This window comes from Thalassoglobus polymorphus (assembly GCF_007744255.1).
Lineage (GTDB): Bacteria > Planctomycetota > Planctomycetia > Planctomycetales > Planctomycetaceae > Thalassoglobus > Thalassoglobus polymorphus.
Genome location: NZ_CP036267.1, coordinates 539,581 through 565,392 on the forward strand (window position 1 = coordinate 539,581; position 25,812 = coordinate 565,392).

The window sequence follows — 25,812 nt, forward strand, 5'->3', positions numbered from 1 at the left end:
TCCGTTTTGTTCACCGGCACGAGAAACATTGAAGCGGCTGTCATTGCAAGAGGCCCAGCCAAAATTGGCTGGGCCTCTTGCGTTTTGAGAATTTGATGCGTTCTGACTCGTCGTGAAGTCTGTTTTTCCTGATGGAAAAGGTTCTACACGGAGACGAGAAAAGCGAATGCGTTAGCTTTCTTCCGGTGAGACCGAGTCTCTTTGATTTGCCAGAAATTGCACGTCGTATTTTTTCATCAAGTCACGTGCCCAGTTCGAGGCGTATTCATTCCGCAGTTGTTCACCAAGGAAGAGGTACGCAAACTGCTGACCTTGATTCAGGAAGTCTGCTCGCAATTCGTTGACTTCTTCGGGTGAATCAGGTGTGCGGCTCTTGATTCGGACAAGATAGTAAGCAGATCCGTCACTGTTGGGGGCAACACCGACATCGCCGACGTTCATGTCTTCAAAGACCTTGTTGAAGAACCGCTCGCCGACATCTTCTGCTCCCGGGATGTTGGAGTACCTGGGCATGCCTGGTTGTTGTGGCTGAAACGGATTCGTGGACTGAGCAGCACCCTCGGTGAGCATTGTGAACTCACCAGTTTCACGGACTGTGAGAAAGAGGCTGTCAGGGTCACCGGTGACGGTTTCGTCTGCGAGAGCATCTGCCATCGGCTTGTCACTTTTCAGTAGTAATTTTTGTAACGCCTCAGCGCGTTTCAAGGCAGCGGGGCCAGCTTGTTGCTGTTTCCAGACTTTGGTGACTTGTTCGCGAACGCTTGGTTCGTCATCGATCGTTTCTGGTGAGTAAGCTTCTTTGAAGCCGGTTTTCCAGTAAACAAAACGACTTTCGGATGCACCAAAGTCGCCAAAGTTGAATCGACGAGCCTGATTGACGTTAAATAACATTGTTGGAATTGACTGTTGCAGTTGCTCCACCACAGTTTGCAGCCCACGAGATGCCGCAAAGGATTGCACAAATGCTGATCCAATTGGATAGTCTTCCGAGGTTCGCAATTCGTTTAATGTCAGGAATGGGGTTTCGATAAATTCGAGGTTGTTTTCCTCAGCGTATTTCTTGATTTGCTTCGTTGCCTCTTCGAGAGAGACGTAGTTCTCATCGATTTTCCCTAATCGGTATTTTCCAGAGAGGTCTCTGACGAAGGCGTACGCATCGTCCATCAGCGTGGTGATTTTAGCGTGCGTTCGTTCTCGTAAAATATCTTCGCGGAGTTCTGCTTTGAGCGTATCGTCCAAGGCTGGAACATTCGATTCCGGGGCTGGAGGTAAGTCGTCGTCACCGAGCGGATTCGCTTTCATTTCCGGTTTGGCTTCTGCGGGTTTGTCACCTGCTTCGGGTTTCTTTTCCTCAGCTGGTGAATCTTCCGCTTTCGGTTTTTCTTCTTTCGCTGGTTCTGCTTTCTTTTCTTCAGCTTTTTTCGTTTCTGCAGGCTGTTCAGCATCTGCCTTCGGTTTGGCAGGAGCTTCTAAACTTTTTGCCGGTTTTGCGTCTGCTTCTTTCGCAGCAGGTGCTTCAGGCGATGGGGCTTCTTTTGCAGGAGCTTCAGGTGCTTTCGCTTCAGTTTCTTTTGCTGGATCTTCAGGTGTTTCTGCAGGAGCCGGGTCTTCGCTTTTCTTTTCGTCATCCTGCAAGGAAACGAACTGAAGTTTCCCGAGCGGAGTGACTATCGAAGATTGTGATTTCTCATCGTCAGCAGGTTCACTGGTCGTTTCTTCTTTCGGAGCCTCTTCTTTTGGGGCTTCGGGAGCTTCTTTAGCTGGTTCAGGTTTTGTTTCTTCTTTAGGAGCCGCTTCACTTTTCGGCTCTTCTGGAGTTGTTTCTTTCTTAGGCTCCTCTTTTGGAGGTGCTTCTTCTTTCACAGGAGCCGGTTTCTCTTCACTCTTTTCGGAGGGTGAGTCCTCAGTGCTCTTGGCTGGAGCCGCTGCTTCGGGCGTTTGGGGGCGTGCTGGCAACGCTGGTGCTGGGATCGCTGACGAGCCTGGTGATGGCATGTCTCCAGCGGGTGCAGCCTCCGGGACTTCCCGAAGGTATTCGTCTTCGTAGCGTTTCTGAATCTCTTCGTCGGTCACTTCGCCGACGGTCGCTTTAATGTCATCGAAGACTGCTTCCAGATAAGCAAGTTCCATTTTTGGCATCTGATAGAAGCCAGGGCGACCTTCTTCCGGGCGACCTTCCGGGGTGAATCCGGGAAGATTTTTATTGTATTGGTTGAGGAGAGCCTGGAGTTCTTCGTCTGTTGGCTCGACTGAGTCAGACTCAAAGCTGCTCACAGGAATTGAGACAAGCTCCGCAGTTTGCTTGACCTGGAGCTTCTGAAAGAAGTTCCAGTCGTTTTGCGGCGTCAGTGGGGTTTGGCTGCTTAAAATTGGATCACTCAAAAGGCGGGCTGCCTCTTGGGAGAGAATTTCTTCTCGCAGGATTTCGATCAACGATGTTTCTGAAACACGGAGTGTCCTGCGAATTTTTGAGAATTCAGGGCCGGTCAGCTTTCCGCCAGAGATTTTGGTGATGAATTTCTTGACGACGTCATCGGAGATCGACATTCCCATTTCGGTTGCTTCCCGACGCAGGACTTCACCAAGGACAACATCTTCTGAGGTGATCTCTCGCTCGCGATTGAATCCGAACAGGTTTTGTTGAATGCGCTGTCCTGCTTCAGTCAGAGCTTGTTGAGCTGCTTCGCTCTCATCGTTCTCGGGGATTCCTGCTCTGGCCGCCATTTGCACGAAATTGTTGGCGATTTGCCGGTTTTGCATCAACTCGTTGAGTTCGGAGCTTTTGAGGTCTCCGCCCTCCATTGTCACAGCGTTCGGTTCTCGACCAGCCCAGATCATGGCGAGTCCGAGAGCCACCCCGATGACGACTCCAGTCAGTCCCCAATCGGCACCTTTTCCTCGACTCAGGCCGGCGAGCCAAAAAATCCCGCCCATAATTGCCGCAAGGAAGACGACCACGAGCGGCATTGGCATGTCACGCGGGTCTTGAATTGCACCGAGCAAAACGAAAGAAATCATCGCCAGGCCGGTCGTGACGACCATCAGTACGCGCTGGTGACGTCGGAAAAGGGAGAAAGGAGAACTCATCCGTGTGCCTTGTTGTAACGTCTTGAGAATTTAATTTTCGCGATTGTGAACGAAATGAAAATCAAATTTCCGTTGTGATTTCTGAACTCTCATCCTACGCTCACTTGACAATCCCTCAAACGATTCCGTAATCACAGGGCGAGGAATCTACTTTTTTAAGTGAATCAAGGTGAGTTCAACTTTCGTTCCACTACTAATTAGAGGAAATGAAAGTGAATCTGAAAAGAGTAGGTCATATATAACAAGCGGCATTTTAGCTGGGACAGAGTGTGTGGCAACCCCAGAGTGAATGCTCGCGTTTTCGTAGAATGGTCGGACGTCGACTTCGAATGAAAAGCTGAATTCCTCACCGCGCCGTCAGGCATATGGAAATGAATCATTGTCCGACTCCCCAACAATTTAAAGCTGATACTGTTTAAAGCTGATACCGAGAGACTGGATCTGGTCCTTCAAGCACTGAGGAAGTCCTTCATCGTCGAAGTTTCCGAATAGGGACTTAGCCTCTTTGCCTTTGGCTGATCGGTCAAAGGTAGAACTGAATAATATCATTGGATATCGAATGGTCGCTGCGAAGAAGAAGAAAGCACTCGTCATAGTGGAATCCCCTGCGAAAGCCCGAAAAATCGCGGGTTTTTTGGGGAGTGACTACGAAGTTCGTGCCAGCATGGGACACGTGCGAGACCTGCCTGAAAAAGCTGCGGACATTCCTGCAGCGATGAAAAAAGAGGCATGGACCCGGCTGGGGGTGAACGTCGAGGAGGAATTTACGCCACTTTATGTTGTCTCGCCGGCGAAGAAGAAGGTCGTCAAAGAACTCAAGGACTTACTGAAAAACTCTGAAGAACTCATCATCGCGACGGACGAAGACCGCGAAGGGGAAAGCATCGGTTGGCATCTGATTGACCTGTTAAAGCCCAAAGGGCCAGTCAAACGGATGACCTTTTCCGAGATTACCAAGAAAGCGATTCTCGAAGCGTTAGACAATACGCGCGAAGTTGACATGAATCTTGTCGAAGCGCAAGAGACGCGGCGTATTCTCGACCGTTTATACGGATATACACTCTCACCATTGCTCTGGACGAAGGTCCGCCGAGGATTATCTGCCGGACGTGTGCAAAGTGTCGCTGTCCGTGTTCTGGTGCAGCGGGAACTCGAACGACGTGCATTCCGGAGCGGAACATATTGGGACCTGAAAGCCGCACTTCACATCGGTGAAGAGAGTTTTGATGCTCAACTCTGGTCAGTTGATGGGCAGCGAATTGCAACCGGAAAAGATTTCGATGAGCACACCGGAAAACTGAAAGATGGCTCAAAAGTCCTTCTGCTCGATGAAGAGCCTGCGAAGGAATTGCAAAAGAAACTTCTCGGCACCAACTGGGAAGTCAGCAAGGTCGAGCATCGTACTCAAACGCGAAAACCTCCGGCACCGTTCACGACAAGTACGCTTCAGCAGGAAGCGAACCGTAAGCTGAATATGTCGGCGAGGGAGACCATGCAGGTGGCACAACGTCTTTATGAAGACGGAAATATCACTTACATGCGTACCGACAGCGTGACGCTCTCGCAGGAAGCTGTCACCGCGACGCGTGCTCGAATTGAAAGCAACTACGGAAAAGATTTCCTCAGCGACGAAGTCCGGCAGTATTCCAACAAGACGAAAAATGCCCAGGAGGCACACGAAGCGATTCGTCCTGCAGGAACAGAAATGAAAACTGCCGACGAGCTTGGTCTCTCTGCCCGGGAAGCGAAGCTGTATGAGATGATCTGGAAGCGAACCATGTCAGCGCAGATGGCAGAGGCTCAGCTCCGATTTGATACCGTGACCATTACGGCGGATGAAACAGAATTCCGAGCGACCGGCCGGAAGGTTGTCTTCCCCGGGTACTTCCGAGCATATGTTGAAGGCTCCGATGACCCCGAAGCGGCACTCGAAGATCAAGACTCCATGCTTCCGGAAATGAGTGAAGGGGCCGGGCTGAAGTGCAAGGATGTCGAGTCTCTGAGCCACGAAACCAAGCCTCCTGCCCGATATACAGAAGCTTCACTGGTCCGCAAGTTGGAGCAGGAAGGGGTTGGGCGACCGAGTACCTATGCCAGCATTATCGGAACGGTTCAGGATCGGGGGTATGTTCGCAAAGTGAGCAATCAACTTGTCCCGACATTTACCGCTTTGGCTGTGACTAATCTGTTGGAGAAGTATTTCCCGCAGATGGTCGACTTGCAGTTTACTGCTCAAATGGAACAGTCGCTGGATGATATCTCGAATGGTGAAGCTGAGAAAATTCCGTATCTGTCCAAGTTTTACTCGGGCGAGGAAGGCCTGGGGCATCAAGTTGAATCGAAGAAGGAAACAATCGATCCGCGCGAAGTATGCACATTGCAACTGGACTCACTTTCATCCGCAGTTCGCGTCGGAAGATACGGTCCATTTTTAGAAGCGGAATCTGACGGAGAGACATTCAATGCGTCTCTTCCAGAGGATATCGCTCCTGCCGATCTTGATAATGAGATGGCAGAGAAACTCATCGAATTGAAAAAGCAGGGACCACAATCTCTCGGAATGCATCCCGAAGATGGTTTGCCAATTTTTGTTCTTTCTGGTCCCTTTGGTCCGTACCTGCAACTGGGTGAAGTCGTTGAAGGTGCAGAGAAAAAACCGAAGCGGGTGTCGATTCCTAAGAATGTCGATCCGACTGCGGTCGACCTCGATCTGGCGATTCAATTGCTGTCTCTCCCCAGACGAGTCGGGCACCATCCGGAAGACAACAAAGTTGTGAATGCCGGAATCGGTCGATTCGGTCCGTACGTTCAGCATGCGGGGAAATATAAAAGTCTGCCCAAAGAGGACGATGTCCTGACTGTTGGGCTGGATCGCGCCGTTGAACTCCTCAAACTGGCGAAAACTCGTTCTGCTCCGACACCGATCAAAGAGCTCGGCAACCATCCGGAAAGTGAAGAGCCACTCGCAATTTTCGAAGGTCGATACGGTCCGTACGTCAAGTGTGGAAAGCTCAACGCTACAATTCCAAAAGACAAAGATCCGCAAGCGCTCACTCTTGTTGAAGCTGTCGAACTGATTAACGACAAGGCAGCCAAAACAGGTAAGAAGGTCGGCAAGAAAAAAGCTGCGAAGAAGAAGGCAGCAAAGAAGAAAACAACAAAGAAAAAGGCCGCAAAGAAAAAGACCACAAAAAAGAAAACAGCTAAGAAAGCTGCGAAGAAAAAGGCGACCAAAAAGAAAACGACCAAGAAAAGTGATGAGGCAGAATCCAGTGAGGAATAGCTGCGCGTGATCGCCCGTCCTGGGCTTTGATTTCGGTTAGAACCAAAGTCGAATCTGTTCTTTATTGGTCTTCGTGAATACAATCAAGGAGGTGGCTGTTGGGGGATCGTCTATCATTGATTCCCTGAAGGTTGAAGCTTTGTTCCAACTTGTCGGTCAAAACCACTACAATTCCCTTAAACACATTGAAGAATGTTGAATCCTCTGCGCGGAAAATTTTTGGTAGCAGGAGATCAGCTACGTGACCCGACTTTTTTTAAGTCGGTCGTGCTGATTGTCGAACATGGTCCCGATGGCTCGATGGGGTTGGTGATCAATCACCCCTCGCCCTTCACCGTGTCTCATGCTTTACAAGGAAACTTTGACCTCCCTGAAAATCAGGAACTGGTTTATGTCGGAGGGCCAGTGGAGCCGGAGGCACTCTTTGTTGTTCACAACTCTTCTGCTCTCGATCCGTCCGAAATGCCCATTGTTGAAAACGTCTACATGGGCAGCAGCGCTGAGGTCTTTGAAGACATTCTGCAAGTGGCCATCGAAGATCCGCAAGAGTTGATTTATCGCGTCTTTGCTGGTTGCTCAGGCTGGGGACCGGGCCAACTCGAAGGAGAACTGGCTCGGGGTGACTGGACGGTCGTTCCAGCCGATGAGGAAACTGTCTTTCAGCCCGACCCTTACTCGATCTGGGACACCCTGACCGCAAAAGCAAAACAGACCAGAAGACTACTCCCCATCGATTGCGATCATCCCGAGTGGAACTGATCCCGAATAGACCTGAACTGAGTGGCCGGCAGTTGTGTGGATTGGCGTTCAGGAGCACTGACGCTGAAGCCTGAGTTTGTCGCCTTGGCTATTTCTGATTGAGTCCGCCGAAGCGGCGGTCGCGGGCAGCGAAGTCTTTCAGAGCTGCGAAGAGCTCAGGCTGACGGAAGTCGGGCCAAAGTGTTTCCGTCACCCAGAGTTCGGCGTAACTGATTTGCCAGAGCAGGAAGTTGCTGATTCGCATTTCCCCAGCTGTTCGGATCACCAGGTCAGGGTCGCTCATTTCAGCTGTGTAGAGATGCTCAGAAACGGTTGACTCGTCGATCTCGTCGGTTTTCAATTCGCCAGTACGGACTTTCTCGGCGATGCTTCGCACTGCGTGGACAACTTCGTCACGAGCACCATAGTCGAGTGCCAGGCAAAGCTTCATGCCTGGGTTGTCTTGGCTCAGTTCGATGGTCTTGTTCACTTCTGCAAGGATGTTCCGTCCAATTCGGTCTGTTCGTCCGATGGTTTGAAACTGAATGTCCTGCCGCATGATCTCATCGCGTTCAGCAACAACATATCGTTGAAGCAAATTCATGAGTAAATCGAGTTCGGGCCGGGGGCGTTTCCAGTTTTCGCTGCTGAAGCAGTAGAGCGTCAGTTGATCCATTCCGAGTCGGGCACATTCTTCAACGATTGCCCGTACGCTATGGACTCCACGGCGATGCCCTTCAATGCGTGGCAAGTTTCTTGATTGAGCCCAGCGTCCATTGCCATCCATGATGATGGCAATATGCGAGGGGAGTTTTTCCGTGCTGAGTCCCAAGGATTCCAGGTCGTCAGGTGTATAAGGCGATTCGACAGCCACTGTTGTTATCGTTCGATTAATAAAGCAGGTCAATGAAATGAAAATCAGCGATTGATTTGCATCTTGACGAATCGAGAACAGAAGAGCAATTGCGAATTCGCTACTCACCCGCGAGTTCGACCAATCGTTTGCCGATTTGGAGATGGAGCGGAATTAATATGATGGCTGAAAAGAAACTTCCAATAAAAGCAAGGGCGCCGACCTCCCCTGGGCCACCGCCGATTGCGAGGCAACTCACGCCCATTACGTTTCCCATAAAGACCACAAACCCGGATGAAAACAACGCAATCGGCCAGATTGCCCACTTCTGAGTGACTGCCAGATAAACCGAACAGTGAATGGCGATCAGTGCTTGAAGTGTGAAGTATGTCATGACAAGCAAGAGATCAAGGTCACCGAGAATGTCCCCCATAAGCTTAAGAAACTTTTCCCCCAGGAGAATGCTTCCCAGAAAAAAGCAAAAGGTCAACGGGAGTAAAGATGTGAGTCCGCCTATGAACTTTGAGTAGATGATTTCAGACTCTCGTCGAGGAATCAGCAGAAGAATTGACCATGTTTGGTTGGAGAGCTCTTGTCGATATAAGCGAGTCGCCATGATCCCCAATTCAAGAAACATCAGAAAGAAGGACCATGTGAGCAGGCTATAGCCTATGGTTACAGTCAATGAGGACCAGCCTCCGTACGTTAAGACCGCGGAGCCGATCATGAAGACCAGATACAACGAAGTTTTGAGTAACAGAAAGATCGCACCTCCGCTCAGCAGTTGGTGATCTTTCCAGACAATGGCTGCATCCCAGACTCGACCACGTCCCAGGTTTTGGCTCCTTTTTCGGAGTCGATCAAAGAAATTTAACGATCCCGGCTCTTTTTCGTTACATGTGCATCGGTCAAAGATCACCCAGGTGACCGCCATGAACAGCCCTCCGACAATCAGATTGCCAAGAACTTGAGTGCTTATCCAGATTGAACTGGTTGTTCCCATCATCAGCCCAAGCACGACGCGAAATCCGTTCATGTCGCTGAGCATCATTGAGATGGAGATGATCACGTCGACGATGAAAAAGCCTTGTTGGTTACGCAAGGCTAGAGCGAGAACCGTTGGCAGAAAATGATGCAGAATCAAAACTCCACCAGCGAGCCCGCAGGCTCCTGTTGTCGTCGACATGACGACCGAGCAAAAGAGTCCGATGCTTCCAACGAGAAACAGGTGAGCAAAAAGTGAAATGTAAACTGCGACCACCTGATCGATCTGGACACCTCCCAATGTGACCGCGAGGACTGTGAAGGGGATTTGTACACACAACAACAAAAATGCCCCGATCATGCGCGGCGTCCATTTCCCGAGGATGAGTGAAGTCGCCCCGACGCCTGCCATCTTCAGCAAGCTGAGTGTCCGCTCTTCTTTTTCCTCAGTAATCGCTGTCGCAAAAAATGCGGTGCCCAGAATGGTGATGAAGAAGTAATTGTAGAGGCTGACAGAACGGAATAAATCCAACCCGGGCGCTCCGCGGGACGCCCAGTCTCGCTGAAATGTGATCAGCGTCAGGAGAATGAATCCGGCCAGAAGAAGACGCGCGAGGTATCCTCGCAGTAAACGAGAATCCGTTTGCAACGCACGTCGAACAAGGGCCAGAAATTTGTTCATCGTTCACCCTTGATCAACGTGTGAGCAGTTGCTGTGGGGCGCTACTATTCTAATTCCGGACTCCACGTTCGGTGAGATCCATGAATGCTTCGTTGAGGTGCCGTTGGTCTCGACCGAAGTTGATGATGTTGCAACCCAGGTTTATGACATCACCGAGGAATTGATTACTATCGGTGAGCGTGGGGTCGAGTTTGACGCGGACGTCCGATCGTCCTTCCATCGGTTGAATCGAGACGACACCGTTGATCTTTGAAAGTGCTGCTTCGACTTCATCCGCCGGGAGGTCAACACGAATCCGGAACGTGGGTGTTTCGGTTTTTTCATCGAGCAAGGCTTCCATCGGACCGCTGTACTTCGTTTTTCCACGATCAATGATAGTCACGCTGTCACACAGTTCTGCCAGTTCGCTGAGAATGTGGCTGCTGATGAAAATCGTCTTCCCCATCCGCCGAAGCTCACGGAGAATTTCCATCAACTCAATTCGAGCACGCGGGTCCAGTCCGGAAGCCGGTTCGTCGAGCAACAGTAAATCAGGGTCATTGACGAGAACACGCGCGAGGCTTACGCGCTGTTGCATCCCCCGGGAAAGTCCCTGAATGAAATCGTCTTTGCGGCCATCCATGTCTGTGAGTGCGAGGACATCACCGACGATGCGGTTTCGTTCTTTCAGGGAAAATCCGTATGCTGCCCCAAAGAAATCGAGATACTCGAAGACGGTCATTTGTCGGTACATGCTGAAGTGATCGGGCATGTAACCGATGCGTCGACGAATTGCTTTGACATTACTCCGGACATCGTAGTCGAAAACGTTGATCTGCCCCATTTGCGGTTTCAGCAAGGTGCAAATCAATTTGAGAGTCGTCGTTTTGCCAGCTCCGTTGGGACCAACAAATCCGTGGAGTGATTGTGGCGCAACCTGAAATGTGATCCCATCCAAAGCCCGATGCTGTTTGAACAGATGGCTTACATTTTTGATATCGATGACGTGTTCCATAGGATTCCTGGAAAGTTTTTTTGTAATCAATCTTGCGATTCATTCATGACGTCGTTCATGTCAAAGCGGAATGCGTAGATGACTCTTCCTCGCTGTTGTGGAGAAATTTCTCCTTTGGCGAAAAAGTCTGGATGAAAATCTGTCGTGAAGTAGACATGGACCTGACTGTTTTTCAGGTTTCCACTGCGAACGACTTCTTCGTTAAGGACTCCGAGATCATTGGCGATGACTGGCCAGACTCCCTTGTCGAATATTTCATCGTTTTCCTCTCTGGGGCGATTTCTGCGTCTGAATGGGTTGAATCGCAGCGCCTCATGATCCAGATATTGCGAGAGTGGCTTTCCCGCGTCGATGATCTGGTATGTCTGACCAATGCGTCTTAACTGGTAGAGACGATCTCCAAGAACCGCGACACTTTGCGAAATTTCTGGCCAACTCGTTCCGGAAGGGAGAGCCAATTCAAACTCTTTGAGGGTCTCCTGAAATTTGAGTTTGCGAACTTCAGGGCGAAATCCCTCATGTTTGACGACACCGGCGTGTAAGACTGTGCGATTGGAGAACGATGGGACTGCGGAGCTCAAGATGCCAACAGGTTGGTTGATCGCAAAACCGCGTACGGACTCGGAATGCTGACCGGTCGAGACAGTGCTCGAGTCATCTTCGAAATCAATCTGGTAGGTTCCGCCACTTGTCACAAAAAGATTCATCCACTGTTTCGCAATCCAGCGACCTGGTGCTCCTGGATGCACAATGGTCATGCAGTTGATCGTGGTTTCTTCTCCATAGCCACGTTTGCCGATCGAGTGAAACCCGAAGCTGAACAATCCGACAGTTAAAAGAATCACGCCATATGTGATTCGGAAGTCACCTTTCTTTCGTCCAAGTAGCCAGCATCCGGGAAACAGAATCAGCAAGTAGATGATTGAAAGAAAATAGATCAATGCCCAGTTGTGATCTGGAGTGGTAATCGATCGCAGTTGCGAAAACAGCGTGGCGGATGTGCTGAGGTTGTTGGTATTTAAGTTTTGGATTTGAGAAGGCTTTTCAAACTGAACAGGTTTCAGCGAACGAGTGACCGAGCCATACCCGACAGGAAATGAGCTCGATGGCTCATTGAGTTCAGCAAGGATCTGTGAGAACTCTGGATATTCTCCAGCACTGTCTGCAATGAGAAACAGATTTCCACCTTGGTAAAGCCAATCTTTGAATGCCCGCGCCTGCGGTTCCTGCCAGCGTGGAGCATGGTCAAGGACGACCGTGTCTAGCGATTTCAATACGATTGCACTGGAAGGAAATTCATCATCACTGGCGGTAAGCAGTGATCGGCCCTTGCTGGAGGCACCATCCTTGAGGAGTTCGATTTTGAGAGCTCCGTTTCGGCGACGCGGGGAATCGATCTCGAAGCTGTCCCGGCCTCGAGGGAATCGACCCCACTCGAATTTGAATTCCGACAGACTCGGAATGAAAACGTAAAATTGGATCTGCCTTTTGCCGTACGGTTCCAGAAAGAGGTCCTGTTGCCAAAGCGGGACATCAACTCCCTGAAAACCGAGCAGCGGTTTCAGCCAAACGTCTCCCTGCCAGGGTTTTTCAGAATTGTTAAAAACTTCAACCGTCAATAAGTTGTGTTCTTCAATCTCAACTTGATTGTCGAAGTTCCACTTTGGCTTTCCTTCGATTTGCAGTTCAGCTTGGGCAGTGCAGGGGGGATTCAACAGGCACATGACCCCAACCAGCACAAACGCCGACCTTCGTACACATCTCAAAAGTGGAGAGAGGAGCACTTTCTCTGAGATGTGGAATTGAGTGGAAATCATGAATCTGTTCACAGTTTACGCATCAGTAAGTTTTGAATTAATTGGGGCTCTCATACAATACTGGGAGTTGGGAAATCTGTATACCTGTCGGCTTCAGATTCACCCATTTTTGAATTCAGCCGCCCTGGCGCTCACCATGGCGAGTCGCAGAAAGGAAATTCCCCGGAAATCGTCACATCGGACCATTGTCCCAAGCGAGTCAGTCAGGACAATAGTTTAGAACTGGTCTCAAAACTTGCTGTTCACTTCTCTGATACAGAGAATGGTCGCAATTCCATCGGTTTTGAGACTGCTTCGAGTCTCGCAGGGAATTTTTTCTTACCACTCGCCGAAAATGCTTTCAATTGCAACACTCTGTGGACTGATTCTAGTGCGTTGATCGCATATCATTACGACATTCATTCCTCGCCTGTTTGGCGAATCATATTTTATTCGACCTTGTTTTCACTTTATTTGGTTTATTTCGTGCAACTTCGATCAACTGATGTTCAGGGACTCCGGACTGGATTTCATGAGCGGATGGGCTCTTTGTTGAGAGTTCTTCTGTTCTCGGGGGCTTTCCTCATTGGCAGCTTTCTGCTGATTCAGGGGACAGCACTGGCTGCAAATGGAGAGACCGCAGTCGAAATTCAAAACGTGAAAATTGGGATTGATGGATATTTCCATGTCGGCCGCTGGGCACCCATCGAGTTTGATGTTGTTTCCACGGCGACGACGGATCAGACACTCACGCCACAAATTCGTGTCGCTGACCCGGATGGTCATGGTGTGATTTCCCGGTTGAAAGAGTTCAAGAGCGGTGGGACCGTTCATGTTCAGGGGCTCTTTCGCTCCGGAAAACTGTACGCCCCGGTGACGATTGAAATTCTTGATGGCGAAAAGATCATCGCTGAACTGGCAATTCGAGTGGATCGCAACGATGAGGTCCGGTGCCTGAAGCAAAACGCGCATCTGTGGCTTCTCGATGGCGAGCAGCCTGCCTTTCAAGCTGCAGCGGCGAATATGAAAGAGATCCAGTCGGGATCGATTCATGCTGCTCCGTTCGGCGAGTACGCAGCTGGAATCTTCGATCCTCGAGCCCTGGAGCCGGTCAACTTGATTGTGTTGAACGGAGATTCCACTCTCAGCGAATCATCGTCACTTGCGATTCGAGACTGGGTCTATCGTGGCGGTCGACTGGTGATTTGTATCGGTGAGGATGGAGAGGAACTTCGCACTAGTCCCATCTCGTCCTGGTTGCCGGTCCTTCCGCAAGACGAAATTCAAATTCGGAATCTCAGCGGGTTCAATCAATGGGTTCCCGGAAGCAATCCGATGCGAATGCTTGATACGGTCCCTTGTGCCGTTTTTTCTTTAGATGAAGGTCAAACACTGGCTTCGGATTTCGGAAACGCCTTGGCGATACGATCGGCCTGCGGGACAGGTTCAGTGACGATGTTGGGGGTCCGACTGGATCAACGACCGTTTGATAACTGGAGTTCCCGTGCCGAGATGGCAATGGTTCTGGCAGATTTCGAACCGAGTTGGACGGCCAGTGCAACGACGAAAACTTCTGGCATGAACGCAGGGTTAAGTCCGACTGGAATTTCTGATTTTCAAACCCAGTTGATTCAGGCTCTCGATCATTACGATGTCATCAAACGTCCCTCCTATTGGGTCGTCATCGCATGGAGCAGCGTCCTGATTCTGATTATTGGACCGTTGGATTATTTGATCGTTCATCGCATTATCAAACGCCCGCAACTCACTTGGATCACTCTCCCTGTCTGGTTGGGCTGTGTCACGCTCTGGTCGTACAACTCTGCGTTTTTGATCAACAATACAGAACAACAGGCGCGGCAGATTGAGGTACTTGATGTCGACTTAACGACAAAAACTGCTCGGGGGCGATCCTGGATGAATTTCTACAGCACGCTCACTCGTCGCTATAAAATTGAAGCCGATGTCAAAACGGACTCGACCCTCTTTGAAGATCCTCAAGCTGCAGAGGCTCAAGCAGATTTTTTGAAAACCAGTTGGATCGAGCGTCCCGAGTCGAGCTACCGGGGTATGTATCGAACTGGAGGACTTGAGTCCCGAAAGGCGGCGTACCACCTTTCGTCGGATGATCGAGAGATCGAAGATTTGCCCGTTCGTGTCTGGTCAACAGGCTCCGCCGGGACAGAGTGGGAACTTGAAGTGGACCCGTCTCGATTCGCGCAAACACGCTTGCACGACCCCGGTAGCGGACGGCTGACCGGTTCGTTCACTTACCATGGGTCTGAAGAACTGACCGGATGGTTTGTCGCCTATGGAAACTTCGCCTACTTCCCGCGAACGGAAGGTGGTGAATCTCATCAACCGCTGCGACCGGGGGATCTCTTCGAGCTGAAACATGCTCGATCAAACATGCTCAAGGGCTTGCTCACCGGATTGACGCACTCCTCGATATTTCATAGCGACAATCGAAAACAGCAAACCTCACTCGTGAATCGAGAACTTTATAATTCTCTCTCACGCGATCCTTTTCCGATTCTCAGGACGCTCTCGTTTCATGAGATGACTGGAGGACAGTCTTACACAAAGCTCACAAACGATTCGCTCGATTCGCTCGATCTTTCCGACTCGCTGAAACTCCATCGAGCTGTCCTGTTCGGAAGATTGAAAACTCCCGTCACAAAGTTTGCGCTGAACGATGACGAACTCACTTACGAACAACAAGAATCAGTCATTCGCATTATTATGCCCGTGGAGTTCGAACTGGCAGATCTGAGTGCGCCGCCTGATCCAACGTTGCTGAAGGTAAATTAATCCTTCACGCAGTCCATTCTCATCATGCTCCTCTCTGTTTGACAATACGGTGACCCTGTGATCGAAACGATCAAACTCACAAAACGATATGGCGACTTGATCGCTGCGAATGAAATCTCCATCAAGCTGGATCAGGGGGATGTGTTTGGATTTATCGGACCAAACGGTTCCGGTAAAACGACAACAATGCGGATGATTGCAACGTTGCTGAATCCGGATTACGGAGAGTGCTACGTTTGCGGGAAATCGATCTATACGAACCCGGAAGAAATCCGCCGCCTCGTCGGGTACATGCCCGACTTCTTTGGTGTCTACGACGACATGACGGTCATCGAGTACCTGGAGTTTTTCGCATCAACCTACCGTATCAACGGGCCGGATCGTCGCAAGGTTTGTGAAGAGAAGCTCGAATTGGTTGACATGTCCTTCAAGCGTGATGCGATGGTCAATCAGCTTTCGCGTGGTCAAACTCAACGTATTGGGCTTGCTCGAACCTTGCTGCACGATCCACAGGTGTTGCTGCTCGATGAACCAGCATCCGGTCTGGATCCTCGTGCACGCATTGAGATTCGCAAGCTCTTGCGGCGACTGGGAGAGATGAACAAGACCATTATTGTCTCCAGCCACATCCTTCCCGAACTTGCCGATGTCTGTACTCGAGTGGGGATCATTGAAAAGGGCAACATGCTCGCTGATGATTACGTGGCAGATGTCATGAAGAAAGCTCGTGAAGCGATCTTGCTCGAAGTGAGAGTCACCGAGAATCAGGAAAAGGCTGCGTCGCTTCTTGAGCAGCAAGACGTTGTCCGAAACGTTTCAATGAGGAGTGATACGATCTACGTAACACTCAAGCCCGGCACTGAAGACTACAGCGAGCTTTCCACGGTCCTGTTTGAAAATGGATTTCGAATTATTCAATTCCGGGAAGAGGAAGTGAATCTCGAAACGGCGTTTATGGAATTGACCAAGGGGCTGCAACAATAAGCCTTCGCAGTCAGTCAGGCTCGTTCCCATAGCGTTTTTCGAAATGTTGTTCGGGTTCAGCATCTTGGTCTGCAGGCGTGAATGTGATCTTCATACGCGTAATATGCATCAATCAATCGCGATTCAATCACCTTTCATGAGTGAGAGATCTCAAACATTTCACGATCTGCGAACTTCGTGAGATTCTTCCGTTGCGGGAATGTTGCCTGCACTGGACAATAGGGGAAATTACATTATTGAGACGCGGTCGTGTCAGGAGAACATAAACTGTGGATTTAGACGATTTGAAAGGAACAAGCGGAGAATGGCTTCGAGGGACTGGTCCAGAGTCAGACATTGTCATCTCAAGCAGAATTCGCCTGGCCCGAAATGTCGCTGACTTTCCGTTTCCGACAAGGACGGAAGAGGCAACTCAGCGAGAAATTGAGCATCTTCTGAAAGATCATATCGAGCGTCTCGATTCTGGTCCGGGGCTCTCTTACATCAATATCGAAGATGCGAGCCCGCTGGATCGAACGTTTCTCGTCGAGCGTCAACTCGTCAGCCGCGAGCATTCAGAAGGAACAGGAGCCCGAGGAGCTTGTATCTCACCGAAAGAGACAGTCAGTCTGATGATCAATGAAGAGGATCATCTCCGCATGCAAGTCCTGCGTAGTGGGTACGCTCTCGATCATGCTTGGAGTGAACTCAACGAACTTGATGATCGTCTCGAAGAGCGGGTCTCGTTCGCTTTCAGCGACGAATTCGGCTACCTCACCGCTTGTCCAACAAATGTCGGAACAGGCATGCGAGTGAGCGTCATGTTGCATTTGCCTGCCTTGGTGTTGACCAAAGAGATTCAAAAAGTCTTTCAGGCGATGCACAAGATGAACCTGGCTGTGCGTGGTTTGTATGGTGAAGGCTCGCAAGCGCTGGGAGACTTTTATCAAATCTCGAATCAGGTCACACTGGGCCGCTCCGAGGAACAGATTATCCAGAATGTGAAACGGGTCATCCCGGATATTCTGGCCTATGAACGACGTGCTCGAATCGCATTGGTCAATGCCGATCGTCAGCGATTGCATGATCAGGTCGCCCGCGCCTATGGCGTTCTCAGTAGTGCTCGACAAATCTCTTCTGAGGAAACAATGGAAAAGCTTTCCAGCTTGCGAATGGGGATCACCTTGGGGCTTCTGGACAACTTGGAAATGTCGACTGTCAACGAGTTGTTCATGCACATTCAACCAGCTCATCTGCAAAAGAATCGAGGGGAACTCCTGGAATCTTCCGAGCGGAATGTTGTGCGAGCAGCTTACTTGCGGTCACGCTTGGCTGATCCTCCACAAAATTGACATCCCTGCTGACTTTGAGAACTTTGCATCTTCGTCGTACTCCTCGGTGAGCGATTGCATATAATTTCGTCGAGTGTTGATCGAAGAAGCCGTTCTTTCTTTAGACAGAAGTTATTTCGTCATGAATACCCTTGGACACGCAGCAACCACTAATAATCTGGATGAGATTCTAACCCGCCTCAAGGAGGGGGGAATGGTGATTGTTGTCGATGCGCAAGAGAGAGAGAACGAAGGGGACCTTCTGTGTGCGGCAGAGTTTATGACACCCGAAAAAGTCGACTTCATGATGCGACGAGCTGCGGGGGTTCTTTGTGCTCCACTTACCCAAGAGGTCGCAGAACGCTTACATCTCTCCCCCATCGTCGATCGAGACGCCAACACCTCAGCTCACCAAACTCCCTTTTTGATGCTGGTCGATCATCGCGATGCAGGAACCGGCGTCAGTGCCGAGAATCGCTCTCGGACGCTCAAAGCCTTGGCTGATCCCGAATCGAAAAAGAACGACTTCGTTAAACCGGGACATGTGAGCCCATTGCTGGCTCGCGAAGGAGGAGTCTTGCGTCGTGCAGGACATACCGAGGCAGCGATCGATCTCCTTAAACTCGCCGGTCTGACGCCTGTCGGCTGCATTATCGAAATTTGCAGCCAGCGTGGGTACGGAATGGCTGAACTCGACGAGCTCGAAGAACTCTCGGCTGAGCACGACATTCCGATCATTACGATTGCTGACATCATTCAGCATCGACGGATTCGCGAAAATCTGGTGACCCGAGAAGTTGAAGTCAACATTCCGACAGAAGAGTACGGCACTCCGAAGTTCATTGCTTACAAAGTCGAGCACGAAGATCAGGAACCGATAGCAATTGTCTGGGGGGATTTAGCTTCGTCTCCCGCTCCGTTGGTCCGCATGCATTCCTCATGTTTCACGGGAGACATTCTCGGATCATTGCGTTGTGATTGCGGTGACCAACTACATATCGCGATGCAAATGATTGTCAACGAGGGTTGTGGAGCGGTGGTTTATCTTCCTCAGGAAGGACGCGGAATCGGACTGACGGCAAAGCTGAAAGCGTACGAACTTCAAGATCAGGGGCTTGACACGGTCGAGGCGAATCACAAATTGGGCTTCAAATCAGACCTGCGCGATTACATGGTCGGCTTGCAAATTCTCAAAGATTTGGGTCTACGGGAAATCCGCATCCTGACGAACAACCCCAAAAAAACAGAAGCCTTCGAAAACTGGGTCGACCTGAAAGTTGTCGAGCAGGTTCCACTGGTTGCTCCTCCTGAAGAGCAACGAGCCAAATACTTGGAAGCCAAACGAGAAAAAATGGGCCACCTACTCCCACCGTTGAGTTCCATTAAGGCGAAGTCTGAAGCTAAAGAGTAACTCAAAAGTAGCAGGCCTGTACGACAGATTATTTCACGTCGCCACAAGCCGGCCACCAATCCCTTCGCTGATACCGTGCGTGAGATGCCATGTGCTGCAATAGGATGTAATCCTGGGTGGTTCAAGGACATTCTTGTGGCGATGGATGATTCGAAATTGCATCATTCGGGGTTTGGTGTTTGTTTTTTCAGGTGATCCGCCCGGGATGGTTAAAAGCCGTAGCGATATGGCTTTCGGGAGAAATTTGGAGCCCTGCAGGAAGGCGTTTTTTGTTAACACCGATTGCCTGTCATGATAATATTCTGTGAATTTGACTGGATTCGTCTTGTTGAAAAAATGTGCAGTGCCGATAATATGTATCGAGGGTTTCATCTCTAAAACCCTTTTTGGCGGAAACTTGTTTCACAGCGTATGATGGCACCATTCTTTAAACATTGGCTGCACTGCTTAGCTCTACTGCTGTTATTGGCGGGTGGGCTTCCTGCGAACGCGCTTCTTGCCAGCCTTTCTCAACTCCCGGTTCGAACCGGTGGAACGACTGAGGAAGAGACTCGACATGTTGAAACTGCCGAGCATATTGTTCGTCGAGTTGAAACGCGTCGCCAAAACCGCTTTGCCGGGAGGATCGAGTCTGATCCCTGTTTGAGGAACACACGGTACTCCGCAAAGCAGACGCAAATTCAATATTTCCGAGGCCACCGTCTGGCCAATGGTCTTTGCGCACCAATGCTGACTTAGCATCAATTCCGTCGCCAGCGTCAACGTTTCACGTTGCGCAATCGAACTCTATGGAATTGTTTACTCAACACATGCTAAGTCTTAGACTCAAGGTGCGTTATGCAAAAATTAATGACGGGAATCCACCAGTTTCAGGACAACATCTTCTGTAATCAAGAAGAGTTGTTCACTCGCTTGTCACGTGGTCAACAGCCGCTTGCTCTCTTCATCACCTGCTCAGATTCAAGAATTTGTCCGAATCTTCTTACTCAAACCGAACCGGGCGAACTCTTTATCTTACGTACGGCTGGAAACGTTGTTCCTCCGTATGGTGCAGTTCGAGGAGGAGAGGCGGCGACGATTGAATATGCTGTTTCTGTTCTCAAGGTTCGAGACATTGTCGTCTGTGGACACTCACATTGTGGGGTGATGCAGGCGTTGCTGAATCCAGAAGGGAAGGGGAAACTTCCAGCTGTGGATGAGCTTCTCATGCATGTGGAGTCGACGAAGCGGATCCTCGAAGAGAATTACGCTTCGGTCGAAGATCCTCAGAAACGATTGACTCTTGCTATCGAAGAGAATGTTCTTGTTCAGTTGGAGAATTTAAGAACTCATCCTTCTGTAGTTGCGGCTCTTTCCAGGAAAGAACTGAACCTGCATGGTTGGGTTTATAAATTCGAAACTGGGAAGGTTTTTGGGTTCTCGCATAGCACCGGTCAGTTTGTGACAGTCGACCAGGCTGAAGGTCGGTCTCCACAAGAGCATCGTCAGCCTGTTGCCTCCTAGAGCACTACCGTGCTTTTTTGCCCGTGAAGAAGCTGTTCTCTCTGAGGAACTTCTGGACTTCACGAGGCCGATTTGGCACGCCAATTCGAAGACTGCTCTAGAGCGCTTTCGTGCTTGTGGTGTTCGTGAAGAAGCTGTTCTCGCAGGAGAAACGGTGGACTTTACGAGACAGATTTCACACACCAGCTCGAAATCGGCTCTGGGCTTTGATGAATAGATTTTGTGTTGCATGCCAAGGCATCTCGCAATGGGCGAGTAATCAAGCAGCTTGCTCAGCGGCGTCTTGAATTGCGACCAAAATCCGAGTGTTCTCTTCTCGACCTCAAACTGAATCTATAGGAATAATCCGCATGTCGACTTCTCAAAATTCGAATGACCAACCCGAAGAAACCAGGTCGAACTGGAGGAGTGATCTTCCTGCCTCGATTGTGGTATTTCTTGTCGCTCTTCCCCTGTGTATGGGAATCGCGATTGCCTCTGGAGTCCCTGTTAGTGCAGGTCTTGCTACAGGAATTATTGCCGGAATTGTAGTGGGCAGCCTGAGTGGCTGTGCACTACAGGTCAGTGGTCCTGCGGCTGGCTTGACTGTGATTGTGTATGAAGTTGTCACTCGCCATGGCTTGGAAATGTTAGGCCTGGTTGTGCTGCTTGGTGGTATCTTCCAGTTAGCAGCTGCCACTCTTCATTTAGGGCAATGGTTCCGTGCTGTCTCACCTGCTGTTGTGAATGGAATGTTAGCGGGGATCGGAGTCATCATCTTTGCGAGCCAGTTTCACGTCATGCTTGATGATAAGCCGAAGGAATCCGCCTTGGAAAATCTGGCAACGATTCCTGATGCGATTACCAAAGCCTGGAAGGCTCCATCGTTTACCGAGAAAGACCGGAGACACGTGCAGCGAGAGTCTTTGATGCAACTCGCTGAATTGCACCGTCAACAAGAAGTGATTCATGAAAAATTGACTGAGCGGTTGCCGAATCATAAAGAAACTGTTGTCGCCCCCGGTTCGGTGCAAGTCGACGATCTTATTGAACGACAGGAATCTCTGATTGCAAAGACACAGGTTTTTGTGCAAGAGAGTCTGACGTTTTTCGAAGAGTATCCTGAGCGGGAATCCAAACTCTTGGCCGCCGAGGATCGTGCGATTCAAGCGATGTCGGTCAGTCTGGATTTCCTTCGATCAGACGATCCTTCTCAAGCTCTGAAAGTTGAAAAAGAGGCTTCGAGTGCAATCTTGGCGATCGAAGGAGTTTATAAAAATCATGAGATGGCAGCGGGTATCGGTATCCTGACGATACTGACTCTCGTTTTGTGGGCGACATTTTCCTTTGGCAAACTAAAAATCATCCCCGGACCTTTGCTCGCGATTCTGGTGGGAACGTCGCTCGCAGCCTTTTTAGAGCTTCCCGTTTTATACGTGGAGATTCCGGACTCCATTTCTGAAGAGCTGCACATCCTTAGTTGGGCGACGCTTCAAGACGCTCCCTGGGGAGGTGTCATTCTTTCCGCCATTGTCTTAGCGATTGTCGCCAGTGCTGAAACCTTATTGAGTGCAACCGCTGTTGACCAAATGCACAACGGGCCGCGAACACGGTACGACAAAGAACTCTTTTCTCAAGGGGTCGGCAATATGGTCGCTGGATTTGTCGGAGGCCTTCCCATGACGGGAGTCATTGTTCGGAGTAGTGCAAACGTGCATGCAGGTGCGAAGACAAGAATGTCGGCAATCTTACATGGAGTTTGGCTTCTGGTATTCGTAGTGTTCTTGGGGACCATTCTCCGCATGATTCCGACTTCGGCGCTGGCAGCGATTTTAGTTTACATCGGTTATAAACTTTGTGACTGGAAAAAAGTGCAGGCGTTAATGCAGTATGGATGGGGGGAAGTTGCTGTTTACCTTGTGACAGTAATCGTGATTGTCGTTGAAGATCTCTTGATTGGGGTGGCAGTGGGGCTGGGGCTTTCCATGTTGAAGTTGATGTTCTCTGTCGGCAAGTTGAACATCACGATGACTCAGCTTCCAAACAAAAAGGTCGATCTCAAACTCTCAGGTGCTTCGACATTCCTGAAGATTCCTTCTCTTGCAAATCAGCTGGAACTCATTCCGCCTGGAACAGAAGTGAATGTTGATATTTCCGAATTGAATTATATTGATCATGCCTGCGTTTCGTTGCTAACCACCTGGGGGAATCAGCATACTCAAACAGGCGGAACCGTGAATGTTGATTGGGAAGCTCTGAAGTTGTTTGCTCGAAACGGAGTTCAAGAATCTCAGGCACCGGTCCCTGTTTCTGCTTCCGTGGACAGACAAGTCGAGATTGCAGACCCAGCATTCAACTAAAGCATATTTGATGTCGGTCTTCAGTGCTCCATTTATAGCCTCCGGGTGAGTCATCCGGGGGCTATATCACTTCTTGAACTGCCGTTTCGGGAAGCATTAAGAGTGAACCGACGAAAAAGCAGATCGCACCGAGTAAAGTACAGAAAACTGAAACGGTCGTTGCTAAAGGATTGGGAGTCTCGGAAAAGAGTGGGGCGAACAGGGCAGAGATCATAAACCCGATGCAACCAAGCAGGTTGATAAACACGATCCACCAAGAAAGATTGGCGTGCGGCCACGACCATAAACTGTGGCCCGCTTCGATAAATGCTAAATATCCTGATGCCAAAAAGAGGATGGAACCGATCACGTTCGGAATCCAGACCCACAGATCGATCTGAACCCACGTCAGGCTGGAAGACATCGCATTGAAGGTGTTGATGTTGAACAGCAGGGTTCCAATAAACTGCAAAGCACAACTCACCCAGCCGATTTCATCCGGTCTCCAGCCAATGAGCCGGATGCGGTGTTCTGTTTTCGTAGTGTCTTCGGAAGTTGGCAGCGGGGCGGCATTCGCTGCCTGATAAAGTTGCAGCCAGGCTGCGATTGAAAATGGAATCGAACCGGCAAAGAAAATGCGATTAATGCCTGCTTCAGAGATGGCGATTTCAGCAGCTAAGCTGGGGAAGAGTATCAGCGTGCTCGCCATTCCAAAACAACTCGCTCCCACAGCGAAGATGACCCCGATCCACCAATTCAAATGAGATGGCAACCATAAGCACCGGAGCAGCAATTTTAACGTTGCTTCCGCTTTGGATCGCTCTGGGTTCGCCAAGCGTTTGCGATGGTGTCGAGACAGCCAGACCCTTGCCGGTTTGCCCGGATGGGTGAGTATCCCGCGCGTAATAAAGGGGCCGATCCCAACGGTTTCGACAAGCCTGGAATGGTGGATGGGACTCACTTCTCAGATCGTATTGTGAGAGGATAAATTATTGCGAGGGAATGCCGTTATGGGCAGTTGGACTATGCTCGTCGTCGCAACTTCTGCGTTGCTTGATCTGTTTTAATGGTGAAATCCGCTATTGTGTTCTTCTGCAATATGTTTCGGTTCAGGGTGAAGTTGAAAGTGTTCTATGGCAGCTTGGATATCCTTGATGAGTAGCGACGCCAAGTCGCGGCTGACGCCATGCCTGACAAGAATACGCTGAATCACGACACTTTCTTGATTGGCGGGAAGTGAGTATGCTGGAACCTGCCATCCACGGGCATTCAGGCGTTCAGCTAACCCATACAGTGTAAAGCCAGGGTCGGTCCCTTCTTTTAATTTCCAGCAGAGGGCCGGGATGCCAACTGAACGGTCACCATCGTAAATCATTTCAAAGAGGTCGAATTTCTTAAGCTCACTTGCGAGGTACTCAGCCGTGTCGTAGCAGGCAGAGTGAACCTTCTTGTAGCCATCCATCCCAAGTCTCAGAAAGTTGTAATACTGACAGACGACCTGTCCGCCAGGACGCGAGAAGTTCAAGGCGATGTCACGCATGTTGCCTCCCAGGTAGTTCACCCAGAAGACGAGATCCTCGGGAAGGTCCTCCATTTCTCGCCATACAACCCAGCCCACACCAAGCGGCGAGAGACCAAACTTATGTCCCGAAGTATTGATTGATTTGACTCGGGGGATTGTGAAATCCCACTCGAGTTGTGGAGCACAAAACGGAGCGATAAATCCGCCGCTCGCTCCATCAACATGAATCGGAATGTCGAGCCCTTTGTCGGCTTGAAGTTGGTCGAGTGCTTCAGCCACTGCTTTGACCGGTTCATACTGACATGTGAATGTCACTCCCATCGTAGGGACGACACCGATCGTGTTTTCATCGCAGCGGCTTAAAACTTCCTCGGGCGTCATGAGTTGGCGTCCCGCTTCCATAGGAATTTCGCGATGTTCGATATCCCAGTAACGCGTAAATTTGTGCCAGCAGATTTGAACGGGGCCGGTGATTAAATTTGGTTTGTCAGTCGACTTCCCTGCAGCTTTACGTTTCGCTTCCCAACGTCGCTTCATCGCCAAGCCGCCCAGCATCGCTGCCTCACTTGAACCGACAGTCGAGGTTCCAACGGTCGAATCACCCGCAGGAGAGTTCCACAGATGAGCGAGCATGTGGACGCAGCGTTCTTCAATCTCAGCTGTTTGCGGGTATTCATCTTTGTCGACCATATTCTTGCCGATGCAATCGGTCATGAGCTGCTCGATTTCAGGTTCCACCCATGTCTGGCAAAATGTCGCCAGATTCTGTCGAGAGTTTCCATCCAGCATCAGCTCATCCCGCACCGCAGCGTAGGCATGTCGCGGATCATGTTCAGTCTCCGGGATTCGTGACTTCGGTAAACTGACAGACAAATCATTTGACGCATATAAGTCGTCATTGGTGCTTTGCTTACCGTTCTTCTGATCAGATGACATAGCGTTCAGTCCTTGGAAATTCTTGGTGTCACTCAGCGAAATTCAAGCTCAGGCTGCTGTCGAGTTACGATACTCAATGACTCCGCTGACCGTAAGAGCCGATCCAGAAAATGCCGGGCGCTAGAGGACTTTCGTATTTTTGAGTCCGTGCAACCTGTTCTTTAAGTGATAAATCGCCCATCTCCACGAGACCGCACACATCCATTTTTGCGACGGAGCGGAAGGAGAGTGTGGCTGGAGACAATCTGCATTCTTTGATTTTCGAATTCCGGAAGGGGCGCAAGCAGGTTGCCCCAGAGAGTTGGGTTTTCGATTATCTGGGGATAGATAGCTGAAAACGCACAAGCCAGAGATGAACATCCAAACCAGGGACTGTAGGGTCCGCTGTGCGAACCAGATTGAGGCTGGTGTGTTTTGTTTGAGGGCGAATTTCGAGTTATACTATGGTTGGAGTGAACTGTAAATCAATGGGCCTTACTGCATCCAACGGTCAACGTATTCGGTCCGCATAGCAGACCCTACTTTCGCTGAAACGTTTTTTGATGAGAAGAAAGCTAAAATACTTTTCCGTGACGGAGATTTTGTAAGAGCAGTAAATTT

General features: G+C 50.0%; 16 protein-coding genes. 9 read left to right on the forward strand and 7 right to left on the reverse strand.

Annotated features, from left to right (window positions below):
• Positions 1-171: 171 nt before the first annotated feature.
• Positions 172-3,087, reverse strand: coding sequence for a hypothetical protein (locus Mal48_RS02045; RefSeq protein ID WP_145195627.1), 2,916 nt, complete (start codon positions 3,085-3,087; stop codon positions 172-174).
• Positions 3,088-3,646: 559 nt separating this feature from the next.
• Here Mal48_RS02045 and topA point away from each other — a divergent pair.
• The gene (gene topA / locus Mal48_RS02050; protein WP_145205612.1) at positions 3,647-6,370 is read left to right on the forward strand and encodes a type I DNA topoisomerase; all 2,724 of its coding nucleotides are present in this window, start codon (positions 3,647-3,649) and stop codon (positions 6,368-6,370) included.
• A 192-nt stretch (positions 6,371-6,562) separates the two neighbouring features.
• Positions 6,563-7,129 carry a YqgE/AlgH family protein gene (locus Mal48_RS02055; protein WP_145195629.1) on the forward strand — a complete coding sequence of 189 codons (567 nt, stop codon included), beginning with the start codon at positions 6,563-6,565 and terminating at the stop codon, positions 7,127-7,129.
• 88 nt (positions 7,130-7,217) lie between these two features.
• On the opposite strand, the gene Mal48_RS02060 is transcribed toward Mal48_RS02055, so the two are convergent.
• From Mal48_RS02060 to Mal48_RS02075, 4 genes are all read right to left on the reverse strand, one after another.
• Positions 7,218-7,982 (reverse strand): isoprenyl transferase, encoded by a 765-nt coding sequence (locus Mal48_RS02060; protein ID WP_231739848.1) that lies wholly within the window; start codon positions 7,980-7,982, stop codon positions 7,218-7,220.
• Between the two features lie 100 nt (positions 7,983-8,082).
• Complete coding sequence (locus tag Mal48_RS02065; RefSeq protein WP_145195631.1) at positions 8,083-9,627, reverse strand: ABC transporter permease; 1,545 nt, start codon at positions 9,625-9,627, stop codon at positions 8,083-8,085.
• A 49-nt stretch (positions 9,628-9,676) separates the two neighbouring features.
• Positions 9,677-10,621: an ABC transporter ATP-binding protein gene (locus Mal48_RS02070; protein WP_145195633.1), complete on the reverse strand. Its 945-nt coding sequence runs from the start codon at positions 10,619-10,621 to the stop codon at positions 9,677-9,679.
• Between the two features lie 26 nt (positions 10,622-10,647).
• The gene (locus tag Mal48_RS02075; protein WP_145195636.1) at positions 10,648-12,438 is read right to left on the reverse strand and encodes a hypothetical protein; all 1,791 of its coding nucleotides are present in this window, start codon (positions 12,436-12,438) and stop codon (positions 10,648-10,650) included.
• Positions 12,439-12,903: 465 nt separating this feature from the next.
• On the opposite strand from Mal48_RS02075, the gene Mal48_RS02080 reads away from it, so the two are divergent.
• The 7 genes from Mal48_RS02080 (at position 12,904) to Mal48_RS02110 (ending at position 22,775) form a co-directional block, all read left to right on the forward strand.
• The gene (locus Mal48_RS02080) at positions 12,904-15,228 is read left to right on the forward strand and encodes a hypothetical protein (protein ID WP_145195638.1); all 2,325 of its coding nucleotides are present in this window, start codon (positions 12,904-12,906) and stop codon (positions 15,226-15,228) included.
• A gap of 57 nt (positions 15,229-15,285) precedes the next feature.
• Positions 15,286-16,212, forward strand: coding sequence for an ABC transporter ATP-binding protein (locus Mal48_RS02085; protein WP_145195640.1), 927 nt, complete (start codon positions 15,286-15,288; stop codon positions 16,210-16,212).
• 269 nt (positions 16,213-16,481) lie between these two features.
• On the forward strand, positions 16,482-17,543 hold the full coding sequence (locus tag Mal48_RS02090; protein ID WP_145195642.1) for a protein arginine kinase: 1,062 nt from the start codon (positions 16,482-16,484) through the stop codon (positions 17,541-17,543).
• Positions 17,544-17,664: 121 nt separating this feature from the next.
• A complete protein-coding gene (gene ribA, locus Mal48_RS02095; protein WP_145195643.1) occupies positions 17,665-18,933 on the forward strand; it encodes a GTP cyclohydrolase II in 1,269 nt (422 codons plus the stop codon).
• A gap of 411 nt (positions 18,934-19,344) precedes the next feature.
• On the forward strand, positions 19,345-19,671 hold the full coding sequence (locus Mal48_RS02100) for a hypothetical protein (protein ID WP_145195644.1): 327 nt from the start codon (positions 19,345-19,347) through the stop codon (positions 19,669-19,671).
• A gap of 99 nt (positions 19,672-19,770) precedes the next feature.
• Positions 19,771-20,436 carry a carbonic anhydrase gene (locus tag Mal48_RS02105; protein ID WP_145195645.1) on the forward strand — a complete coding sequence of 222 codons (666 nt, stop codon included), beginning with the start codon at positions 19,771-19,773 and terminating at the stop codon, positions 20,434-20,436.
• A 350-nt stretch (positions 20,437-20,786) separates the two neighbouring features.
• Positions 20,787-22,775 carry a SulP family inorganic anion transporter gene (locus tag Mal48_RS02110; RefSeq protein WP_145195647.1) on the forward strand — a complete coding sequence of 663 codons (1,989 nt, stop codon included), beginning with the start codon at positions 20,787-20,789 and terminating at the stop codon, positions 22,773-22,775.
• A 61-nt stretch (positions 22,776-22,836) separates the two neighbouring features.
• Here Mal48_RS02110 and Mal48_RS02115 read toward each other — a convergent pair whose 3' ends face one another.
• Together Mal48_RS02115 and Mal48_RS02120 are read right to left on the reverse strand one after the other, a co-directional pair.
• Positions 22,837-23,715: a hypothetical protein gene (locus Mal48_RS02115; RefSeq protein ID WP_145195649.1), complete on the reverse strand. Its 879-nt coding sequence runs from the start codon at positions 23,713-23,715 to the stop codon at positions 22,837-22,839.
• 102 nt (positions 23,716-23,817) lie between these two features.
• The gene (locus Mal48_RS02120) at positions 23,818-25,212 is read right to left on the reverse strand and encodes a glutamate decarboxylase (RefSeq protein WP_145195651.1); all 1,395 of its coding nucleotides are present in this window, start codon (positions 25,210-25,212) and stop codon (positions 23,818-23,820) included.
• Positions 25,213-25,812 lie beyond the last annotated feature (600 nt).